The following is a 16,248-nucleotide window of genomic DNA, read 5'->3' as shown; positions in this document are numbered from 1 at the left end:
CCATGTCCTCGCCCAGCACCTCGGTGGCCGGGATCACCGGCACGCCGGCCTCGATGGCGACGCGCCGCGCCGAGGCCTTGTCGCCGAGCGCCCGCATGGTGTCGGCGCTCGGCCCGATGAAGGCGATGCCGGCGGCGGTGCAGGCATCGACGAAATCGGGGTTCTCGCTCAAGAGCCCGTAGCCCGGATGGATGGCATCGGCGCCGGATTCCTTCGCGACGCGGATGATCTCGGGGATGGACAGATAGGCCGCCACCGGCCCGAGGCCGCCGCCGATGCGGTAGGCCTCGTCCGCCTTGAAGCGGTGCAGGCTCAGCTTGTCTTCCTCGGCATAGACCGCGACCGTCTTCTTGCCCAGCTCGTTCGCTGCCCGCATCACACGGATCGCAATCTCACCACGGTTCGCAATAAGAATCTTTCGGAACATGCAGAGCCCTTTCGAAAGGGGGGGGGGGCCGGCGAACAACCGGGCACCCCGGGGAAGGGGCGAGAAGGCCCCCAGCCGATGCCGCGGGAGGGAGGCGGCAGCGGATTCTCAGGCCGTGACGGCCATCCACTGCCGCACGGCGGAGGAGCGCTGGATCGTCTCGACCAGCCGCTGGATACGCAGACCGGCCGCGAAGCCGAAAGGCTCGGGGATCTCGCCGGCAATGGCGCGCAGATAACCCTCGATCTCGATGGCCTTCAGGTCGTTGAAGCCGATCTGATGGCCGGGGGCGACGCAGAAGCGGCCATAGGGCGGGTGGTCGGGGCTGGCCTCGATGCGGCGGAAGCCGCGCCGGCCGGGCGCGTCGGCGGTCGAGTAGAAATGCAGCTCGTTGAAGCGTTCCTGGCTGAAGGCCAGCGTGCCCTTGGTGCCATAGACCTCGAAATCATGCTGCATCTTGCGGCCGGTGGCGATCCAGTTGCCCTCGATGGAGCCTTGCGCGCCATTCGCGAAGCGCAGGAAGGCGCGGCCGACATCGTCCACGGTCACGGCACGCATGCCGCCCTGGCCGTCGGGGCGCTGGCCGATCATCGTGATGCAATCGCCCATCACCTCGGCGATCGGGCCGAGCAGGAATTCCGCCGTGGCCAGCGCATGGCTGCCGATATCGGCCAGTGCGCCGCCACCCGCCGGATCGTGGCGGAAGGTCCAGGGGCCGTCGGCATCGGCCATGTAATCCTCGGCATGCAGTCCGCGATAGCCGCGGATCTCGCCCAGCTCGCCCGCTGCGATCATCTCGCGCGCAAGCCGCAGCATCGGGTTGCAGAGATAGTTGAAGCCGACCTGGGTCTTGACGCCCTTGGCCGCCGCCGCATCCGCCATCTGGCGTGCGTCCGAGGCCAGCGGTGCCAGCGGCTTTTCGCAATAGACATGCTTGCCGGCGGAAATGGCAGCCAAGGCCATGTCCTTGTGCAGCGCATTCGGGGCGGTGATGTCGATCACGTCGATCTCAGGGTTCTCGACCATGCTGCGCCAGTCGGCGGTGGCATGGGCGAAGCCGAAATCGGCGGCGGCACGGGCGGCGGCGTCCTCGGTGACGTCGGCGACCGTATGCAGTTCCAGCCGATAGGGCAGGTCGAAGACTTTCTGCGCGCTGGCGAAGCCGAAGACATGGGCCTTGCCCATGAAGCCGGTGCCGATCAGGCCGATACGCAGGACGGGTTTGTCAGACATGGACAGGATCCGGTTTGAAATGACGTTGCACTCAGCCGCCATCCAGATGGCGGACGAGACGACCGATTGATAGGGTTTCGGCACGGCTGTGCGGTGGTGGGCCATTGTGCGGCGGTGCTGGAAGATCCTGCTCCAGGCGCTGCGGCAGGTCCGATATGAATGCGGCACTGCCGTAACGCAGATCCGTCGCCTGTCCGACGCTGTCGCCGAGTTCCGCGAGCCGGCGGCGCAGGTTCTCAAGCATGGGCGAAAGTCGGATTGACGATGAGACCGGGATCAACCGTGCCGTCCAGATAGTCGAGCGCGTTCCGGATGGATGCGATGGCCATGCGTTCGCCGCATTCGGCGGTCAGCCCGGCGATATGGGGCGACAGCACCGCGGTCGGCTGTTCGAACAGGGGCGAACTGCCGGGCGGCTCTTCGTCGAAGACATCGATCCCGGCAGAACCGACCTGGCCCGAGGCCAGCGCTTCGGCCAGCGCCGCCTCGTCCACCACGCCACCGCGCGCCGTATTGGCAAGGACGACGCCCGGCTTCATCAGGGCGATCTCCCTTGCCCCCAGCACCGGCTTGTCGGCCCTGGGCACATGGATCGAGATGCAATCGGCCCAGGCCAGCCCCTCGTCCAGATCGGTGATCTCTGCCACCGAACCTTCGGGCCAGCCCTTGCGCGAGAGATAGGGGTCATGGGCGCGGACCGTCATCTCGAACCCGGCGGCCATGCGGGCAAGGCGCTGCCCGGTGCGGCCATAGCCGATGATCAGCAGGTTCTTGCCCGAGATTTCCTGCTGTTCCAGCCGGTTGCGCCAGCCCCATAGGCCGGGCTCGCGCACCGCGCGGTCGGCCAGCAGCACGCGCTTGGCCCCGGCCAGCAACTGCATCATCGCATGCTCGGCGACCGAGATCGAATTCACGTCGCCGACGATGGTCAGGGCAATGCCGCGGGTGTTCAGCGCGGCGAGATCGACGGCATCGTAGCCGACGCCGTGGCGCGAGACGACCTTCAGCCTTTCGGCCAGCGCCACGGTGGCGGCGGACAGCGGCTGGGTGCGGATCACCAGCGCATCGGCCTTTTGGATCAGCGGCGCGTAGGAGGGTTCCGAGATTTCCTCGACATAATCCACGGTGATGCCGCGGGCGGGGAGTTCGCGCAGCAGCGCCTCTCCGGCGGGATGCAGCTTTCCGGCAACAAGAAGATGCGGCATCAATAGGCTCCTTTCGTGGTGGAGGCGGGGGCGGAGCCGGTCAGGTCGCGCCAGGTCGCGACCGAGACGGCGGCTGCGCCGGCCAGCAGGCGGGTGTCGCCGCCGACCGTGGTCAGGTCGAACCCCCAGCCGATGGCCTTCGCCGCATATTCCGGCGTGCCGCAATGCAGGCAGGCGCGGATGCCGTTCGCCTTGCAGGCGTCCTTGATACGGTGCAGCAGCGCGATCATCTCGGGCTCTTCGCGGTCGAAGGCGGGGGGCAGGCGGCCTTCCTGCGTGCCCAGCGTCAGGTCCGCCGGGCCGACATAGATGCCGTCGAGGCCGGGCGTCGCTGCAATGGCGTCCAGGTTGTCCATGCCCTGCTGGGTCTCGACCATTGCCAGCGCGAGCACCTGATCGTTCGCCGCCACGCCATAGCCGCCATAGGCGAAGGTGGCGCGGGTCGGGCCGAAGCTGCGCTGGCCGTGCGGCGGATAGCGCATGTAGCTGACGAATTCCGCCGCCTCCCCGGCCGAATTGACCATCGGGCAGATGATGCCCTGTGCGCCGGCGTCCAGCGCCTTCATGATCGCGCCCGGCTCGCGCCAGGGCACGCGGACCATCGGCGTCACGCCGGATGCCCGCATGGCTTGCAACATCGGCAGCACGGCGCTGTAGTCCAGCGCGCCGTGCTGGGCGTCGATGGTGATGCTGTCATAGCCCTGCGCCGCCATGATCTCGGCGGTCAGCGGGTTGCCGATGGACAACCAGCCGTTGATGGCGGGGCGGCCCTCGGCCCAGTGTTGTTTCAGCTTGTTGGTGAACATCGCGTTTCCTCCCCTCAGAACACGATCTGCGCGAGCTTGGTGTCGAGGTAATCCTCGATCCCCTCGATGCCGCCCTCGCGGCCCATGCCGGAATGGTTGGTGCCGCCGAAGGGCGCCTCGGATGCGGCCAGCGCGAAGCTGTTGATGCCGACCATGCCGGCCTTCAGCCCCGCCGCCATGCGCCGCGCCCGGTCGGGCGAGCGGGTGAAGGCATAGGCAGACAGGCCCATGTCCGACGCGTTGGCGCGGCCGATCACCTCGTCCTCGGTCGAGAAGCGGGTGATGGCGGCGATGGGACCGAAGTTCTCCTCGGCAAAGACCTTCATGTCGTCGGTGACATCGGTCAGCACGGTCGGCTCGAAGAAGAAGCCGCTGTTCAGATGCGCGGGGCGCTTGCCACCATGGGCCAGCGTTGCGCCGCCCCGCAGCGCGTCGGTGACGATGGATTCGATTTCTGCCAGCCTGCTGCCGTTGATCAGCGGCCCCATGCTGGTGTCGGGGTCCAGCCCATCGCCCAGCTTGATCTGCGCCGTGCGAGAAACGAAGCCGTCCACGAAGGCGTCATGCAGGCTGTCATGGACGAAGATCCGGTCCGGGGTCACGCAGACCTGCCCGCAATTGGCGAACTTGGTCGGCACGGTCAGGTCCAGCGCGGCTTCCAGATCGGCGTCGTCATGGATGATCAGCGGCGCGTTGCCGCCAAGCTCCATCGAAACCTTCTTCACCGTATCGGCGGCATCACGGATCATCTGCTGGCCGACGCGAGTCGAGCCGGTCAGGCTGACCTTGCGCACCCGGCTGTCCGCCATGATCGGCGCATAGGTTGCGCCGGTCGAACCGACGACCAGATTCACCGCGCCGTCGGGCAGTCCGGCCGCGCGCAGGCAATCGACCATCACCATCGCCACGCCCGGCGTCTGCGAGGACGGGCGCAGCACCACCGGGCAGCCGGCGGCCAGCGCCGGGGCCAGCTTGCGGGCGGGCAGGGCGGCGGGGAAGTTCCAGGCGGTGAAGGCGCCGACGATGCCGACGGGTTCGCGCGTCACCTCGAAACGGCCGCCGGGGACGCGGCTGTCGACGATGCGGCCATAGATGCGGCGCGCCTCCTCGGCGAACCAGCGGAACTGGTCGCAGGCAAGGGCCCATTCCCGGCCCGCCTGCGCGATGGGCTTGCCGGTCTCGGCCGAGATCATCCGCGCGGCCTCGTCGGCACGGCGGATCATCTCGTCCGCGGCCTTGTGCAGCGCGTCGGCGCGGGCGAAACCACCCATCTCGCGCAGCTTGGGCAGGGCGCGTGCAGCGGCATCCAGTGCCGCCTGCGTGTCCTCGGCCGTGGCAAGGGCCACCCGGCCCAGCGGCTTTTCGGTAACCGGAGAAATGACTTCTCCGCTGACGGTGCCGGGGGTCCAGCGACCGTCGATGAACAATCCGAATTGCGAATACATGGCTTATCCGATCTCCGAAGTCTTGACCGTGCGGCCTTCGGCGGCGGAAAGGATCGCGGCCTCGGCCAGCAGCAGCGCCTGCCTGCCGTCCTCGAACCCGACCGGCACCGGTTTGCCTTGCTCGATGGCATCGACGAAGGCGCTGATCTCGGCCGCGAAGGCATCGGCATAGCGGTCGATGAAGAAGTTCTTCAGCGGCGCGGCCCGGTCGGTGAATTCCGCGCCATAGAGCCGCACATGATCCAGCGTCCGGTTTTCCGAGATCGCCATGCCGGCGCTGCCGAAGGCCTCGACGCGCTGGTCGTAGCCATAAACGGCACGGCGCGAGTTGGTGATGATCGCCTGCTTGCCCGATTCGGTCTTCAGGACAACGGTGACGGTGTCGTAATCGTCGCAGCGCTGCATCAGGGCTGGGTCGACCAGGCGCGAGCCGGTGGCGGTGACCTCGGTCACCTCCTCGCCCAGGATGAAGCGGGCCATGTCGAAATCATGGATGGTCATGTCGCGGAAGATGCCGCCCGAGGCCTCGATATAGGCATCGGGTGCCATGCCCGGATCGCGCGAGGTGATGGTGACCTGGTGCAACTCGCCGATCCGGCCCGATTCGATGGCCTGCCGCACGCCGGCGTGGCCGCTGTCGAAGCGGCGCACGAAGCCCAGCATGATCGGCAGGCCGGTGCCGGCAATTTTCGTTGCGCAGGCGTTCACCCGGTCCAGCGACAGGTCGATGGGCTTCTCGCACAGGATGGCCTTGCCCGCCGCGACCGACTGCTCGATCAGATCGGCATGGGTGGCGGTCGAACTGGCGATCAGCACCGCATCCACCTCGGCCGAGGCCAGCGCCGCTTCGACCGAATCGAATTGCGGCACGCCCAGCTGGGCTGCGACTTCGGCGGCTGCGGGGGCATGGATGTCATAGACGCCTGCCAGCCGGGCGCGCGGATGGGCGGCGATGTTTTCGGCATGCATACGGCCGATGCGGCCGGTGCCGAGGACGGCGATTCCTGTCATGGGTTCCTCCCGAAATTCGTTTCGCAATAATCATTGCAGAACTATTGCATTGTCAATCATCATTCCGTATCGTTCGGAAAACACCATCCGCAGGAGGAGGCGAGATGCCACGCAAGACCGTGCGCCTGACCATGGCCCAGGCCCTTGTTCGTTACCTTTGCAACCAGTTCACCGAGATCGAGGGCGCGCGTGTTCCGCTGTTCGCGGGCGTCTTCGGCATCTTCGGCCATGGCAACGTGACCTGCCTGTCCGAGGCCCTGGAGCAGGTGCAGGACCAACTGCCGACCTGGCGCGGCCAGAACGAACAGTCCATGGCGCTGGCCGCCATCGGCTTCGCCAAGGCCAAGCGTCGCCGCCAGGTGATGGTGGCTGCAACCTCGATCGGGCCGGGGGCGCTGAACATGGTGACGGCGGCGGGCGTCGCCATGGCGAACCGGCTGCCGGTGCTGCTGATCGCGGGCGACACCTTCGCGAATCGCCTGCCCGACCCGGTGTTGCAGCAAGTCGAGCATTTCGGCGACCCGACCATCACCGCGAACGATGCCTTCAAATCGGTCGTGCGCTACTGGGACCGGATCACGCTGCCCGAGCAGCTGATCCAGTCGCTGCCGCAGGCGGTGGCGACCATGCTGGACCCCGCCGATTGCGGCCCGGCCTTCATCGGGCTGGCACAGGACACGCAGGAATTGGCCTATGACTATCCCGAGGTCTTCTTCGAGCCGCGCGTCTGGTCGATTCCGCGCCCGCGTCCCGACCGCGATGCCGTGCAGGCGGCTGCGGAACTGCTGAAAACGGCCAGAAAGCCGCTGATCATCTCGGGCGGCGGCGTGCGCTATTCGCTGGCCGAGTACGCCTTGGCCGATTTTGCTGCCAAGCGCGGCATCCCGGTGGTCGAGACCATCGCCGGCAAGGGCGCACTGACGCATGACCATCCGGTCCATGCGGGGCCGATCGGCATCGTCGGCTCGACCTCGGCCAATGCGCTGGCGAAAGAGGCCGACGTGATCCTGGCCATCGGCACCCGGTTGCAGGATTTCACCACCGGTTCCTGGACGGCCTTCGCCGAGGATGGACGGTTCATCTCGGTCAACGCGGCACGCTTCGATGCCATCAAGCACCGTTCGCTGGCCGTGGTCGGCGATGCGCTGGAAACCATCGGCGAGCTGGACGCGGCGCTTGGCGATTACGCGGCCGATGCCGGGCTGATGAAACGCGCCAAGACCCTGTTCGCCGAATGGAACAAGCTGCTGGACGAGCATCAGGCGCCGACCAATGAGCTGGTGCCGTCCTATGCGCAGGTTGTCGGCGTGCTGAATCGCGTGGCTGGCCCTAACGACACGCTGATTGCGGCGGCGGGCGGCACGCCGGGCGAGGTGACGAAGGGCTGGCGGGTCAAGAACCCGAACACCTTCGATTGCGAATTCGGCTTTTCCTGCATGGGCTACGAGATCGCCGCCGGCTGGGGCTGCGCCATGGCGCAGGAGGGGCCGGGTGCGACCGGCGGCACGCCCATCGTCATGCTGGGCGACGGTACCTACATGATGATGAATTCGGACATCTATTCGGCGGCGCTGACCGGGCACAAGATGGTCGTGGTGGTCTGCGACAACGGCGGCTTCGCGGTCATCAACCGGCTTCAGCAGGCGAAGGGTGTGCCCGGTTTCAACAACCTGCTCGCCGATTGCCGGATCCAGAACCGCGACAACCCGCTGCATGTCGATTTCGTGAAACATGCCGAGGCGATGGGCGCCCGCGCCGTCAGGGCCGAAAGCCTGGCCGATCTGGAAGGCGCGATGACGGATGCGCTGGCCCATGACGGGGTGACGGTGATCTCGATCGTCTCGGATGCCTGGAAATGGGTGCCGGGGGATGCGGATTGGGATGTCGGCGTGCCCGAGATCTCGAATTTCGAAACCGTCCGCGCCGCCCGTGCGGCGCAGGAAAAGATCCGCGAAGCGCAGCGCCTGGGTGTGTAAATGAAAGCAAAGCTTGGCATCGCGCCCATTGCGTGGTGGAACGACGACCTGGCGGAACTGTCCGATGACGTCAGCCTAGAGGAATGCCTGCGGCAGGCGTCAGAGGCCGGCTTCATCGGCATGGAAACCGGCCGGCGCTTTCCGATGGACATGGCCGAACTGGGGCCGATCCTCGACCGTTTCGGGATCTCGGTCTGCGGCGGCTGGTTCTCGGGCCTGCTGCTGGACGGCGATATCGAGGCGGAAAAGGACCGCATCGCGCAGCAGATGGAATTCTTCATCGCCGCCGGTGCGCCCTGCATTGTCTACGGCGAGACCGCGCGCTCCATCCAGGGCGTGCGTTCCGCGCCGCTGGCCACCAAGCCGAAGCTGACCGAGGTCGAGATGGCCGCCTATGGCCGCAAGATCAGCGATTTCGCGGATTGGTGCGCGGGGCAGGGGATGCCGATCTCGTATCACCACCACATGGCGGCGGCGGTCGAGACCGAGGAGGAGCTTGACCTGTTCATGAAGCATTCTTCGGTGCCGCTGCTCTACGATGCGGGCCACATGGCCTTTGCCGGCGGCGATGTGATGCGGGTGATCGAGAACCACCATGCCCGCATCAGCCATGTCCATACCAAGGAGATCCGCCGCGCGGTCGTGGATGGGCTGGACCGGACACGCGAAAGCTTCCTCGATGCGGTGATCAAGGGCGCGTTCACCGTGCCGGGCGATGGCTCGCTGGATTTCGAGGCCATCGTCAAGGCATTGGCGGCCAAGGGCTACGAGGGCTGGTTCGTGGTCGAGGCCGAGCAGGACCCGGTGGCGAACCCGCCGCTGGAGATGGCGAAAAAGGGGCACAAGGAACTGCTGCGCGTGATGGCGGCGGCTGGCTATGAGGTGGTGAAATGAACCGCATCGATGGAAAGATCGCCGTCGTCACCGGCGGCACGCAGGGGCTTGGCGCGGCCATCGCGCGGCTGTTCGCAGAGGCAGGCGCGGCGGGCATCGTGATCGTCGGCCGTGGCCTCGATAAGGGCCGAAAGGTCGCCGCCGAGATCGCGCAGGCGACCGGCGTTCCGGTCGAGATGGTCGCCGCCGACCTGGGCAGGATCGAGGACGTGCAGGCCATCATCCCCGCCGCCGACAAGCGTTTCGGCCGCGTGGACATCCTGGTCAACGCCGCCGGCCTGACCGACCGCGGCAATCTGCTGAACACCACGCCGGAACTCTTCGACCGCATGTTCGCGGTCAATGCCCGCGCGCCGTTCTTCCTGATGCAGGACGCGGCCAAGGTGATGACCCGCGAAGGCATCGAGGGTCGGATCGTCAATATCGGCTCGATGTCCGCGCTTGTCGGGCAGCCCTTCCTTGCGCCCTATGCGGGCTCCAAGGGGGCCTTGGCGACGCTGACCCGCCATGCCGGCTTTGCGCTGATGCGGCACCGCATCCATGTCAACCAGCTGGACATCGGCTGGATGAACTCGGACCACGAACGCGCGCTGGTGCTGTCGGAAACCGGCGATCCCGATTTCATCGACCGCGCGGCGGCGCAGAAACCTTTCGGCCGCATCCTCGACCCGGCCGAGGTCGCGCGCGCCGTCCTGTGGATGGCGTCCGACGACAGCGGCATGATGACCGGGGCGGTGATCCCCTTCGACCAGTCCGTCCATGGCGGCTATGACGACGCGCCGGTCCCGGCGGTAAAACTGGAGGCATGACGATGCAGACCATCAAGGGACCGGGCGTCTTCCTGGCCCAGTTCGCAGCCGATGAGGTGCCCTATAACTCGCTGCCCAGCCTAGCCAAATGGGCGGCGGAGAAGGGCTTCAAGGGCGTCCAGATCCCGACCTGGGACACGCGCCTGATCGACATGAAACAGGCCGCCGAAAGCGATGCCTATTGCGACGAGATCAAGGGGATGCTGGCCGACAACGGGCTCCAGATCACCGAGTTCGCCTCGCATATCACCGGGCAACTGGTGGCGGTGCATCCGGCGCATGACGTCATCATGGACAGCTTTGCGCCCGAGCCTGTGCGCGGCAACCCGACTGGGCGCCGCGCCTGGGCCGAGGAGCAGCTGCGTTTCGCCGCCCGCGCCTCGCAGCGGCTGGGAATCGACCGGCACGTGACCTTCTCGGGCGCGCTGCTGTGGCCCTACCTTTACCCCTACCCGCAATGGCCCGAGGGGTTGGTCGAGGAAGGTTTCGGTGAACTTGCAAGGCGTTGGACGCCGATCCTCGATGATTTCGACGCGCATGGCGTGGATGTCTGCTATGAGATCCACCCCTGCGAGGATCTGCATGACGGCCATAGCTGGGAATATTTCCTGGAGAAGATCGGGAACCATCCCCGCGCCAACCTGATGTATGACCCCAGCCATTTCGTGTTGCAGGCGCTGGATTACCTGGCCTTCATCGACCACTACCACGAGCGCATCAAGACCTTCCACGTCAAGGACGCCGAGTTCCGCCCGGACGGCAAGTCCGGCGCCTATGGCGGCTATCAGCCATGGAGCAAGCGCGCCGGCCGCTTCCGTTCGCCCGGCGACGGGCAGGTCGATTTCGGGGCGATCTTCACCAAGCTGACCACCCATGGCTTCGACGGCTGGGCGGTGCTGGAATGGGAGTGCTTCGTCAAGAACCCCGAGGACGGCGCCCGCGAAGGCGCGCAATTCATTGCGGACCACATCATCCGGGTGTCGGACCGCGCCTTCGACGATTTCGTGAAATCCGGCGCCAATCGCAGCGCCAACCGGGCGATGCTCGGACTGGAGGAATGACCATGTTGCGTCTTGGAATGGTGGGCGGCGGACAGGGCGCCTATATCGGCAATATCCATCGCCTCGCCTCGCGGCTGGACGGGCAATGGCAGTTGGTGGCCGGGGCCTTCGACGTCGATCCCGAGCGTGGCCGCGCCTTCGCGATCTCGCAAGGGCTCGACCCCGCCCGCAGCTATGGCACCTATGAGGAACTGATCGCGGGCGAGACGGCGCGGGAGGACCGGGTGGACGCGGTGGCGATCTGCACGCCGAACTTCACCCATTATCCGATCGCCAAGGCGCTGATCGAGGCAGGCTTCGACGTGATCTGCGAAAAGCCCCTGACCGCGACGCTGGAGGATGCCGTGGCGCTAGAAAAACTGGCGCGGGAAAGTGGCCGCTTCGTCGGCGTGACCTATACCTATTCCGGCTATCCGATGGTGCACGAGGCCCGCGTCCGCGTCGCCCGTGGCGAGTTGGGCGCGATCCGCACCGTGCAGGTCGAATATCCGTTGGAATGGATGGCGACCGCCATCGAGCAGTCGGGCAATGCCCAGGCCGCCTGGCGCACCGATCCCAAGAAGAACGGCCGCGGCGGCTCCATCGGCGATATCGGCACCCATGCCTATCACCTGGCGGGCTTCGTCACCGGCTTGACGCTGGAAAGCCTGACCGCCGACCTGGCCACCTTCGTCGGCGGGCGGGCGCTGGACGACAACGCCCATGTGATGATGCGCTATCAGGGCGGGGCGCGGGGCCTCTTGTGGTCCTCGCAGGTGGCCATCGGCAATTCCAACGGCGTGCGGCTGCGGGTGTTCGGCGAAAAGGGCTCGCTGCAATGGTTCCAGGAGCAGCCGAACGAACTGGTCTTTACCCCGCTGGACGGCCGGGTGCAGATCATCAAGCGCGGCGCCGATGATCTGTCCGAGGACGCCAAGTTGCGCATCCGCACGCCCCCCGGCCATCCCGAGGGCTATCTGGAAGCCTTTGCCAATCTCTATGCCGGTTTTGCCGAGGCGATCCGTGCCCGGCAAGAGGGACGCGAGCCCAGCCTGCTGGGACAGAACCTGCCGCTGGCCTATGACGGGCTGAAAGGCGTGGCCTTCGTCGAGGCGGTCGTGGACAGCCACGAGGCCGAGGGCCAGCCCTGGCTGACGCCGGTGGCGGTCTGACTGTCGCGGCCCCGGCTTGGGGTCGCGCATCCTGCCGGGGAGGGGAGGGATATGAAGACGCTAGACGTTATCATGATCGGCCGTTCGTCGGCCGATCTCTATGGCCAGCAGGTTGGCGGCCGGCTGGAGGATATGGGGTCGTTTGCGAAGTATATCGGCGGGTCTCCGACGAACATCGCCTTCGGCGGGGCTGGCGCTGCGCTCCGCCGTGATCGCCGAGCTCGGCTTGGTCGATGACAGGACCACCGCCACGCTGATCCGGCAGTTCTCCATCCCGACAGGCGGAGGCTTAAACCGATGAGGTCCCGCGAACGCCATCGCCGCCATCGAGGCGCATGACCGCCCACCCTTGGCATCGTGGTTCTGGACCTGGATGCGCTCCAAGCGAAGCCAGCCGCCCGCTTCGAGGCCGCCGGCTTCGGCCAAGTCAGGGGCTTCGCCGTCGGCCGCCCCATCTTCGGCGCGGTCGCGCGGCAATGGCTGAAGGGCGAGATCGGCGATCAAGCCGGCCGGGATGGCCGGGCGCTTCGCGCGGCTGAGCGGCAGCTGGGACCAGCTGCGCGAAAGCGCGCTGACCACTCGAACATGCGCTCTTGGGGCCGAGGAAAACCGATGCCGGTCCGGAGTGCTCGCGCAGCTCGAAACCCGGACCGAGGATGGAAGCGACATACAGCATGGGCAGGAATTACGGGTCTTTTGTCATTCCTGCCAACCGCTCGCTTTGTTATCCTTGCTCTATCGCCAAGGGATGACGGTCACCGCACAAAAGGGAGCAACCGGCATGAGCGATCTTGCGCCAGGGCGGCGGCTGGACCCACCCGATGATGGCGCGCTACTCTCCCGCTGGGCCATAAGGCCCCAGAACAGCGGATCAGGACGATGAGGTTTCGGTTTATGTTCTGGGCCATTCTGGGGCTGGCCGTCCTCTCGGCGGCAGGCGTCGGCGCGTGGATCGCCACGCTGCCGCCCGCATCGGTCGCCGTGGCCCCGCCGGTGCCGCAGGCAGAGACCGATGCCATGCTCGATATGCTGAAACCGCCCAAGCGCGCGCGGCCGCTGGTCGCCATCGTCGGGATCAACGATGCCACCGAACTCACCGATTACCTGCTGCCCTACGGCATCCTGAAACGCGCCGATGTCGCCGAGGTGGTGTCGCTTGCAACCGGGCCGGGGCCGGTGCGGCTGTTTCCCGCGCTGACCGTGCAGCCCGACATGATCATCGCGGCATTCGACGCGGCGCATCCCCAGGGCGCGGATTATGTGATCGTGCCCGCCATGAGCCGCGACGACGATCCGGCGGTGATCGGCTGGTTACGGGATCAGGCCGAGAAGGGCGCGACGATCATCGGCATCTGCGCCGGCGCCAAGGTCGTTGCCGCTGCGGGACTGCTGAACGGCAAGCGCGCCACGACGCATTGGTATTACCTGGACCGGATGCGGAAGATCGACCCGACCGTCGCCCTTGTCCCGGATCGGCGGATGGTCGCGGACGAGGGGGTGGTGACGACGACTGGCATCACCGCCTCGATGCCGACGATGCTGATGCTGATCGAGGCGATCGCCGACCGGGCCAAGGCGGAAGCGGTCGCCCGCGACCTGGGCATCGCGACGTGGGATGCCCGGCATGCGAGCGGCGCCTTTCGGCTGACCCGCCCCTTCGCAACCACGGTGCTTGCCAACCGGCTGGCCTTGTGGAACCGCGAGGAACTGGGGATCGGCCTCGCGCCGGGGATGGACGAGGTCTCGCTGGCGCTGGTGGCAGATGCTTGGTCCCGCACCTATCGCTCGCATGCGACGAGTCATGCGTCGTCCGGCGTGGTGGAGACGCGGAACGGCATCCGCGTCATCCCCGACCGATCCGGCGCGACCTGGCCGGAGGAGCGGCGCGTCTCGATCCTTCCCGACAGCAAGCCCGCCGAGGCCCTTGACCGGACGCTTGACGCGATCACCGCGCGTTATGGCGCGCGCACCACCAATGTCGTGGCCATGCAGATGGAATATCCGAGGTAAACCGACTGCCACCAGTGAATCCGAACCACAGGGAGGAACCCATGCCCAGCACGATCCGACTGCACCGCGTCATCGCGGCCAGACCCGAGAAGCTCTATCGCGCCTTCCTCGAACCCGACGCGGTGGCAAGCTGGCTGCCGCCATACGGCTTTCTCTGCACCGTCCACGAGTTGGAGGCGAAGGTGGGGGGCCATCACCGGATGTCGTTTCGCAACTTCACCACCGGCCACAGTCATTCCTTCGGCGGCAAGTACCTGGAACTCGTGCCAGACAAGCGCCTCGTCTATACCGACAGGTTCGACGATCCCAACCTGCCGGGCGAGATGACGGTCACGGTGGAGCTGAAACCCGTGTCCGTCGGCACCGAGGTGACCATCGAGCAGCAGGGCGTGCCGGATGTGATCCCCACCGAGGCCTGCTATCTCGGCTGGCAGGACTCGCTGCGCAAGCTCGCGAAGCTCGTCGAGCCGGAAATCAACCAGTAGGCGCGGAATGGGGAGGGGGGCGGATTTCCCTGCCCCTCGGCATCCCGGCAATCACGCGGAGCTTTGCGATGACCCCCACCATCACCGCCTTTGCGCAGTCCCCGGATCGCGGCCGAGGGCTGGCGCGGGACATGCGCGTCCGCTGGGCGCTTGAGGAAGTCGGCCAGGTTTACGAGGTCCGCCTGGTTTCCTTCGACGAGATGAAGCGGCCCGCGCATCTGGCGCTTCACCCTTTCGGGCAGATCCCGACCTATGAGGAGGGTGATCTGGCGCTCTTCGAGTCGGGCGCGATCGTGCTGCATATTGCGCAGACCCATGCGGGCCTCTTGCCCGAGGGTGCGAATGCGCGGGCGCGGACGATGACTTGGATGTTCGCCGCGCTCAACACCATCGAGCCGCCCATCGTCGAGTGGGAACAGGCCCGCTACCTTGAACACGACAAGCCCTGGTATGAGGCGCGCCTTCCCCTCCTGGGGAAACGCATCCGTGGCCGGCTGGAGCAGCTTTCCAACCGGCTTGGCGATGCTGACTGGCTTGACGGTGCGTTCAGCGCCGGAGACCTGCTGATGGTGACGGTGCTGCGACGGCTGGAGGGAAGCGGCATGGTGGACGCGTTTTCGAACCTCTCCGCCTATGTCGCGCGGGGCAAGGCGCGCCCGGCCTACCAGCGCGCCTTCGATGCGCAACTGGCGGTTTTCACGGCATCGAATGGCTGAGCAGGGTGCGCTTCCGGTAGATTCCTGCCAAACTGAAGCCGATAGGAGATCTCGCAGCATGGCGAAATTCGTCCTCGGAATGAACCTGTCGCTGGACGGCTATGTCGATCACGATCAATTTGCGCCCGACCCGGTGCTGTTTCGGCACTGGACCCAGCAGGTGGGCGGCCTGACCGGCAGCCTCTACGGCCGCCGCATCTACGAACTGATGCGCTATTGGGACCAGGACCATCCCGAATGGACCCCGGAGGAACGCGACTTCGCCGATGCCTGGCGGCGCCAGCCGAAATGGGTCGTATCGCGCTCGCTGACATCGGTCGGACCCAATGCCACGCTTGTTTCCGACGATATCGAGGCGGCGATACGCGGGCTGAAGGCGCAGCATGACGGAGAGATCGACGTCGCCGGGCCGGAACTGGCGCAAAGCCTGACCGAGCTAGGACTGATCGACGTATACCGGCTGTATTTCCACCCCGTCGTGCTTGGCGGCGGCAAGCCCTTCTTCGCCGGCCACCGGCCGCCGCTGCGCCTGACCGCAAGCGACCGGATCGGCGAGAATGTGATCAGGCTGACATATATTCCTGCCTGATCGCGTGCCCATCCAACGGGCGGCGCGATGTTTCAGGGGCCGGTCTTGCCGGGCTGTCCCTTGCCACCTGACAATCGTACAAGCGGCTTGCCGAGATTTGCGCCCCGGAACAGATCGGCAAGCGCGGGGGCAGTCTCAAGGCCGGTGTTGAGCGGGTCTGGGCAAAATCGTCCTGCGGTGGTGAGCAGGAGCGACGGTGATATGGCCGGGAACGGAAACGGTGCGGCCCGCGCCAAGTGCAATGGCGGCGCTCGCATCCAGCCGCTGTTCCGCGGCCGGACCTGTGTCAGCAGCACTCGCAGATGCATGCCTTGCCCGCCATCCTTGGATCGCCCAATAACCTTCCGGCTGCCAGCCGCGGGCGACGACACGCAATGCCTCGGCCAGCCGAGCGACCAGGGCGCGGCCGTGACCGACGATCCTGAACGCT

Annotated in this window: 17 protein-coding genes and 1 pseudogene; 11 read left to right on the top strand and 7 right to left on the bottom strand. The window is 66.5% G+C overall.

Going from position 1 to position 16,248, the window contains the following annotated elements:
• The 7 genes from AQY21_RS13705 to iolG form a co-directional block, all read right to left on the bottom strand.
• Window positions 1-427: biotin carboxylase N-terminal domain-containing protein (locus AQY21_RS13705; protein ID WP_304438422.1), on the bottom strand; the 427-nt coding region annotated here is incomplete at its 3' end.
• A 108-nt stretch (window positions 428-535) separates the two neighbouring features.
• Complete coding sequence (locus AQY21_RS13700) at window positions 536-1,660, bottom strand: Gfo/Idh/MocA family protein (protein WP_058098199.1); 1,125 nt, start codon at window positions 1,658-1,660, stop codon at window positions 536-538.
• A 31-nt stretch (window positions 1,661-1,691) separates the two neighbouring features.
• A complete protein-coding gene (locus tag AQY21_RS28695) occupies window positions 1,692-1,904 on the bottom strand; it encodes a hypothetical protein (protein WP_152988229.1) in 213 nt (70 codons plus the stop codon).
• A complete protein-coding gene (locus AQY21_RS13695; RefSeq protein WP_058098197.1) occupies window positions 1,897-2,865 on the bottom strand; it encodes a hydroxyacid dehydrogenase in 969 nt (322 codons plus the stop codon). The genes AQY21_RS28695 and AQY21_RS13695 overlap by 8 nt, the downstream gene beginning before the upstream one ends.
• Window positions 2,865-3,671, bottom strand: a complete 807-nt coding sequence (locus AQY21_RS13690) for an HpcH/HpaI aldolase/citrate lyase family protein (protein ID WP_058098196.1) — start codon at window positions 3,669-3,671, stop codon at window positions 2,865-2,867. Before AQY21_RS13690 ends, AQY21_RS13695 begins: the two co-directional genes overlap by 1 nt.
• Window positions 3,672-3,685: 14 nt before the next feature.
• Window positions 3,686-5,116 (bottom strand): NAD-dependent succinate-semialdehyde dehydrogenase, encoded by a 1,431-nt coding sequence (locus AQY21_RS13685; protein WP_058098195.1) that lies wholly within the window; start codon window positions 5,114-5,116, stop codon window positions 3,686-3,688.
• Between the two features lie 3 nt (window positions 5,117-5,119).
• On the bottom strand, window positions 5,120-6,127 hold the full coding sequence (gene iolG, locus AQY21_RS13680) for an inositol 2-dehydrogenase (protein ID WP_058098194.1): 1,008 nt from the start codon (window positions 6,125-6,127) through the stop codon (window positions 5,120-5,122).
• Between the two features lie 104 nt (window positions 6,128-6,231).
• Between iolG and iolD the strand changes: the two genes are divergently transcribed.
• The 11 genes and pseudogenes from iolD to AQY21_RS13630 all read left to right on the top strand — a co-directional run bounded on the left by iolD (window position 6,232) and on the right by AQY21_RS13630 (window position 15,818).
• Complete coding sequence (gene iolD / locus AQY21_RS13675; protein WP_058098193.1) at window positions 6,232-8,103, top strand: 3D-(3,5/4)-trihydroxycyclohexane-1,2-dione acylhydrolase (decyclizing); 1,872 nt, start codon at window positions 6,232-6,234, stop codon at window positions 8,101-8,103.
• Window positions 8,104-8,997, top strand: a complete 894-nt coding sequence (iolE, locus tag AQY21_RS13670) for a myo-inosose-2 dehydratase (RefSeq protein WP_058098192.1) — start codon at window positions 8,104-8,106, stop codon at window positions 8,995-8,997.
• Window positions 8,994-9,806, top strand: coding sequence for an SDR family oxidoreductase (locus AQY21_RS13665; protein ID WP_058098191.1), 813 nt, complete (start codon window positions 8,994-8,996; stop codon window positions 9,804-9,806). Before iolE ends, AQY21_RS13665 begins: the two co-directional genes overlap by 4 nt.
• 2 nt (window positions 9,807-9,808) lie before the next feature.
• The gene (locus AQY21_RS13660; RefSeq protein ID WP_058098190.1) at window positions 9,809-10,867 is read left to right on the top strand and encodes a sugar phosphate isomerase/epimerase; all 1,059 of its coding nucleotides are present in this window, start codon (window positions 9,809-9,811) and stop codon (window positions 10,865-10,867) included.
• A gap of 17 nt (window positions 10,868-10,884) precedes the next feature.
• Window positions 10,885-12,018: a Gfo/Idh/MocA family protein gene (locus tag AQY21_RS13655; RefSeq protein WP_058098189.1), complete on the top strand. Its 1,134-nt coding sequence runs from the start codon at window positions 10,885-10,887 to the stop codon at window positions 12,016-12,018.
• Between the two features lie 51 nt (window positions 12,019-12,069).
• Window positions 12,070-12,249 (top strand): annotated as a pseudogene (locus AQY21_RS30200) (hypothetical protein); the annotation flags it as partial.
• Between the two features lie 126 nt (window positions 12,250-12,375).
• Window positions 12,376-12,843 carry a 2-deoxy-5-keto-D-gluconate 6-phosphate aldolase domain-containing protein gene (locus AQY21_RS29745; protein WP_238986777.1) on the top strand — a complete coding sequence of 156 codons (468 nt, stop codon included), beginning with the start codon at window positions 12,376-12,378 and terminating at the stop codon, window positions 12,841-12,843.
• Window positions 12,844-12,897: 54 nt separating this feature from the next.
• Complete coding sequence (locus AQY21_RS13645; RefSeq protein WP_058098187.1) at window positions 12,898-14,028, top strand: DJ-1/PfpI family protein; 1,131 nt, start codon at window positions 12,898-12,900, stop codon at window positions 14,026-14,028.
• Between the two features lie 41 nt (window positions 14,029-14,069).
• Window positions 14,070-14,513 carry an SRPBCC family protein gene (locus AQY21_RS13640; protein WP_058098186.1) on the top strand — a complete coding sequence of 148 codons (444 nt, stop codon included), beginning with the start codon at window positions 14,070-14,072 and terminating at the stop codon, window positions 14,511-14,513.
• Window positions 14,514-14,581: 68 nt separating this feature from the next.
• Window positions 14,582-15,229, top strand: coding sequence for a glutathione S-transferase family protein (locus tag AQY21_RS13635; RefSeq protein WP_058098185.1), 648 nt, complete (start codon window positions 14,582-14,584; stop codon window positions 15,227-15,229).
• Between the two features lie 58 nt (window positions 15,230-15,287).
• Window positions 15,288-15,818 (top strand): dihydrofolate reductase family protein, encoded by a 531-nt coding sequence (locus AQY21_RS13630; RefSeq protein ID WP_058098184.1) that lies wholly within the window; start codon window positions 15,288-15,290, stop codon window positions 15,816-15,818.
• Window positions 15,819-16,248: the final 430 nt, after the last annotated feature.

Source organism: Paracoccus sp. MKU1 (assembly GCF_001447385.1).
Lineage (GTDB): Bacteria > Pseudomonadota > Alphaproteobacteria > Rhodobacterales > Rhodobacteraceae > Paracoccus.
This window is presented reverse-complemented; position numbering and strand designations above follow the sequence as displayed.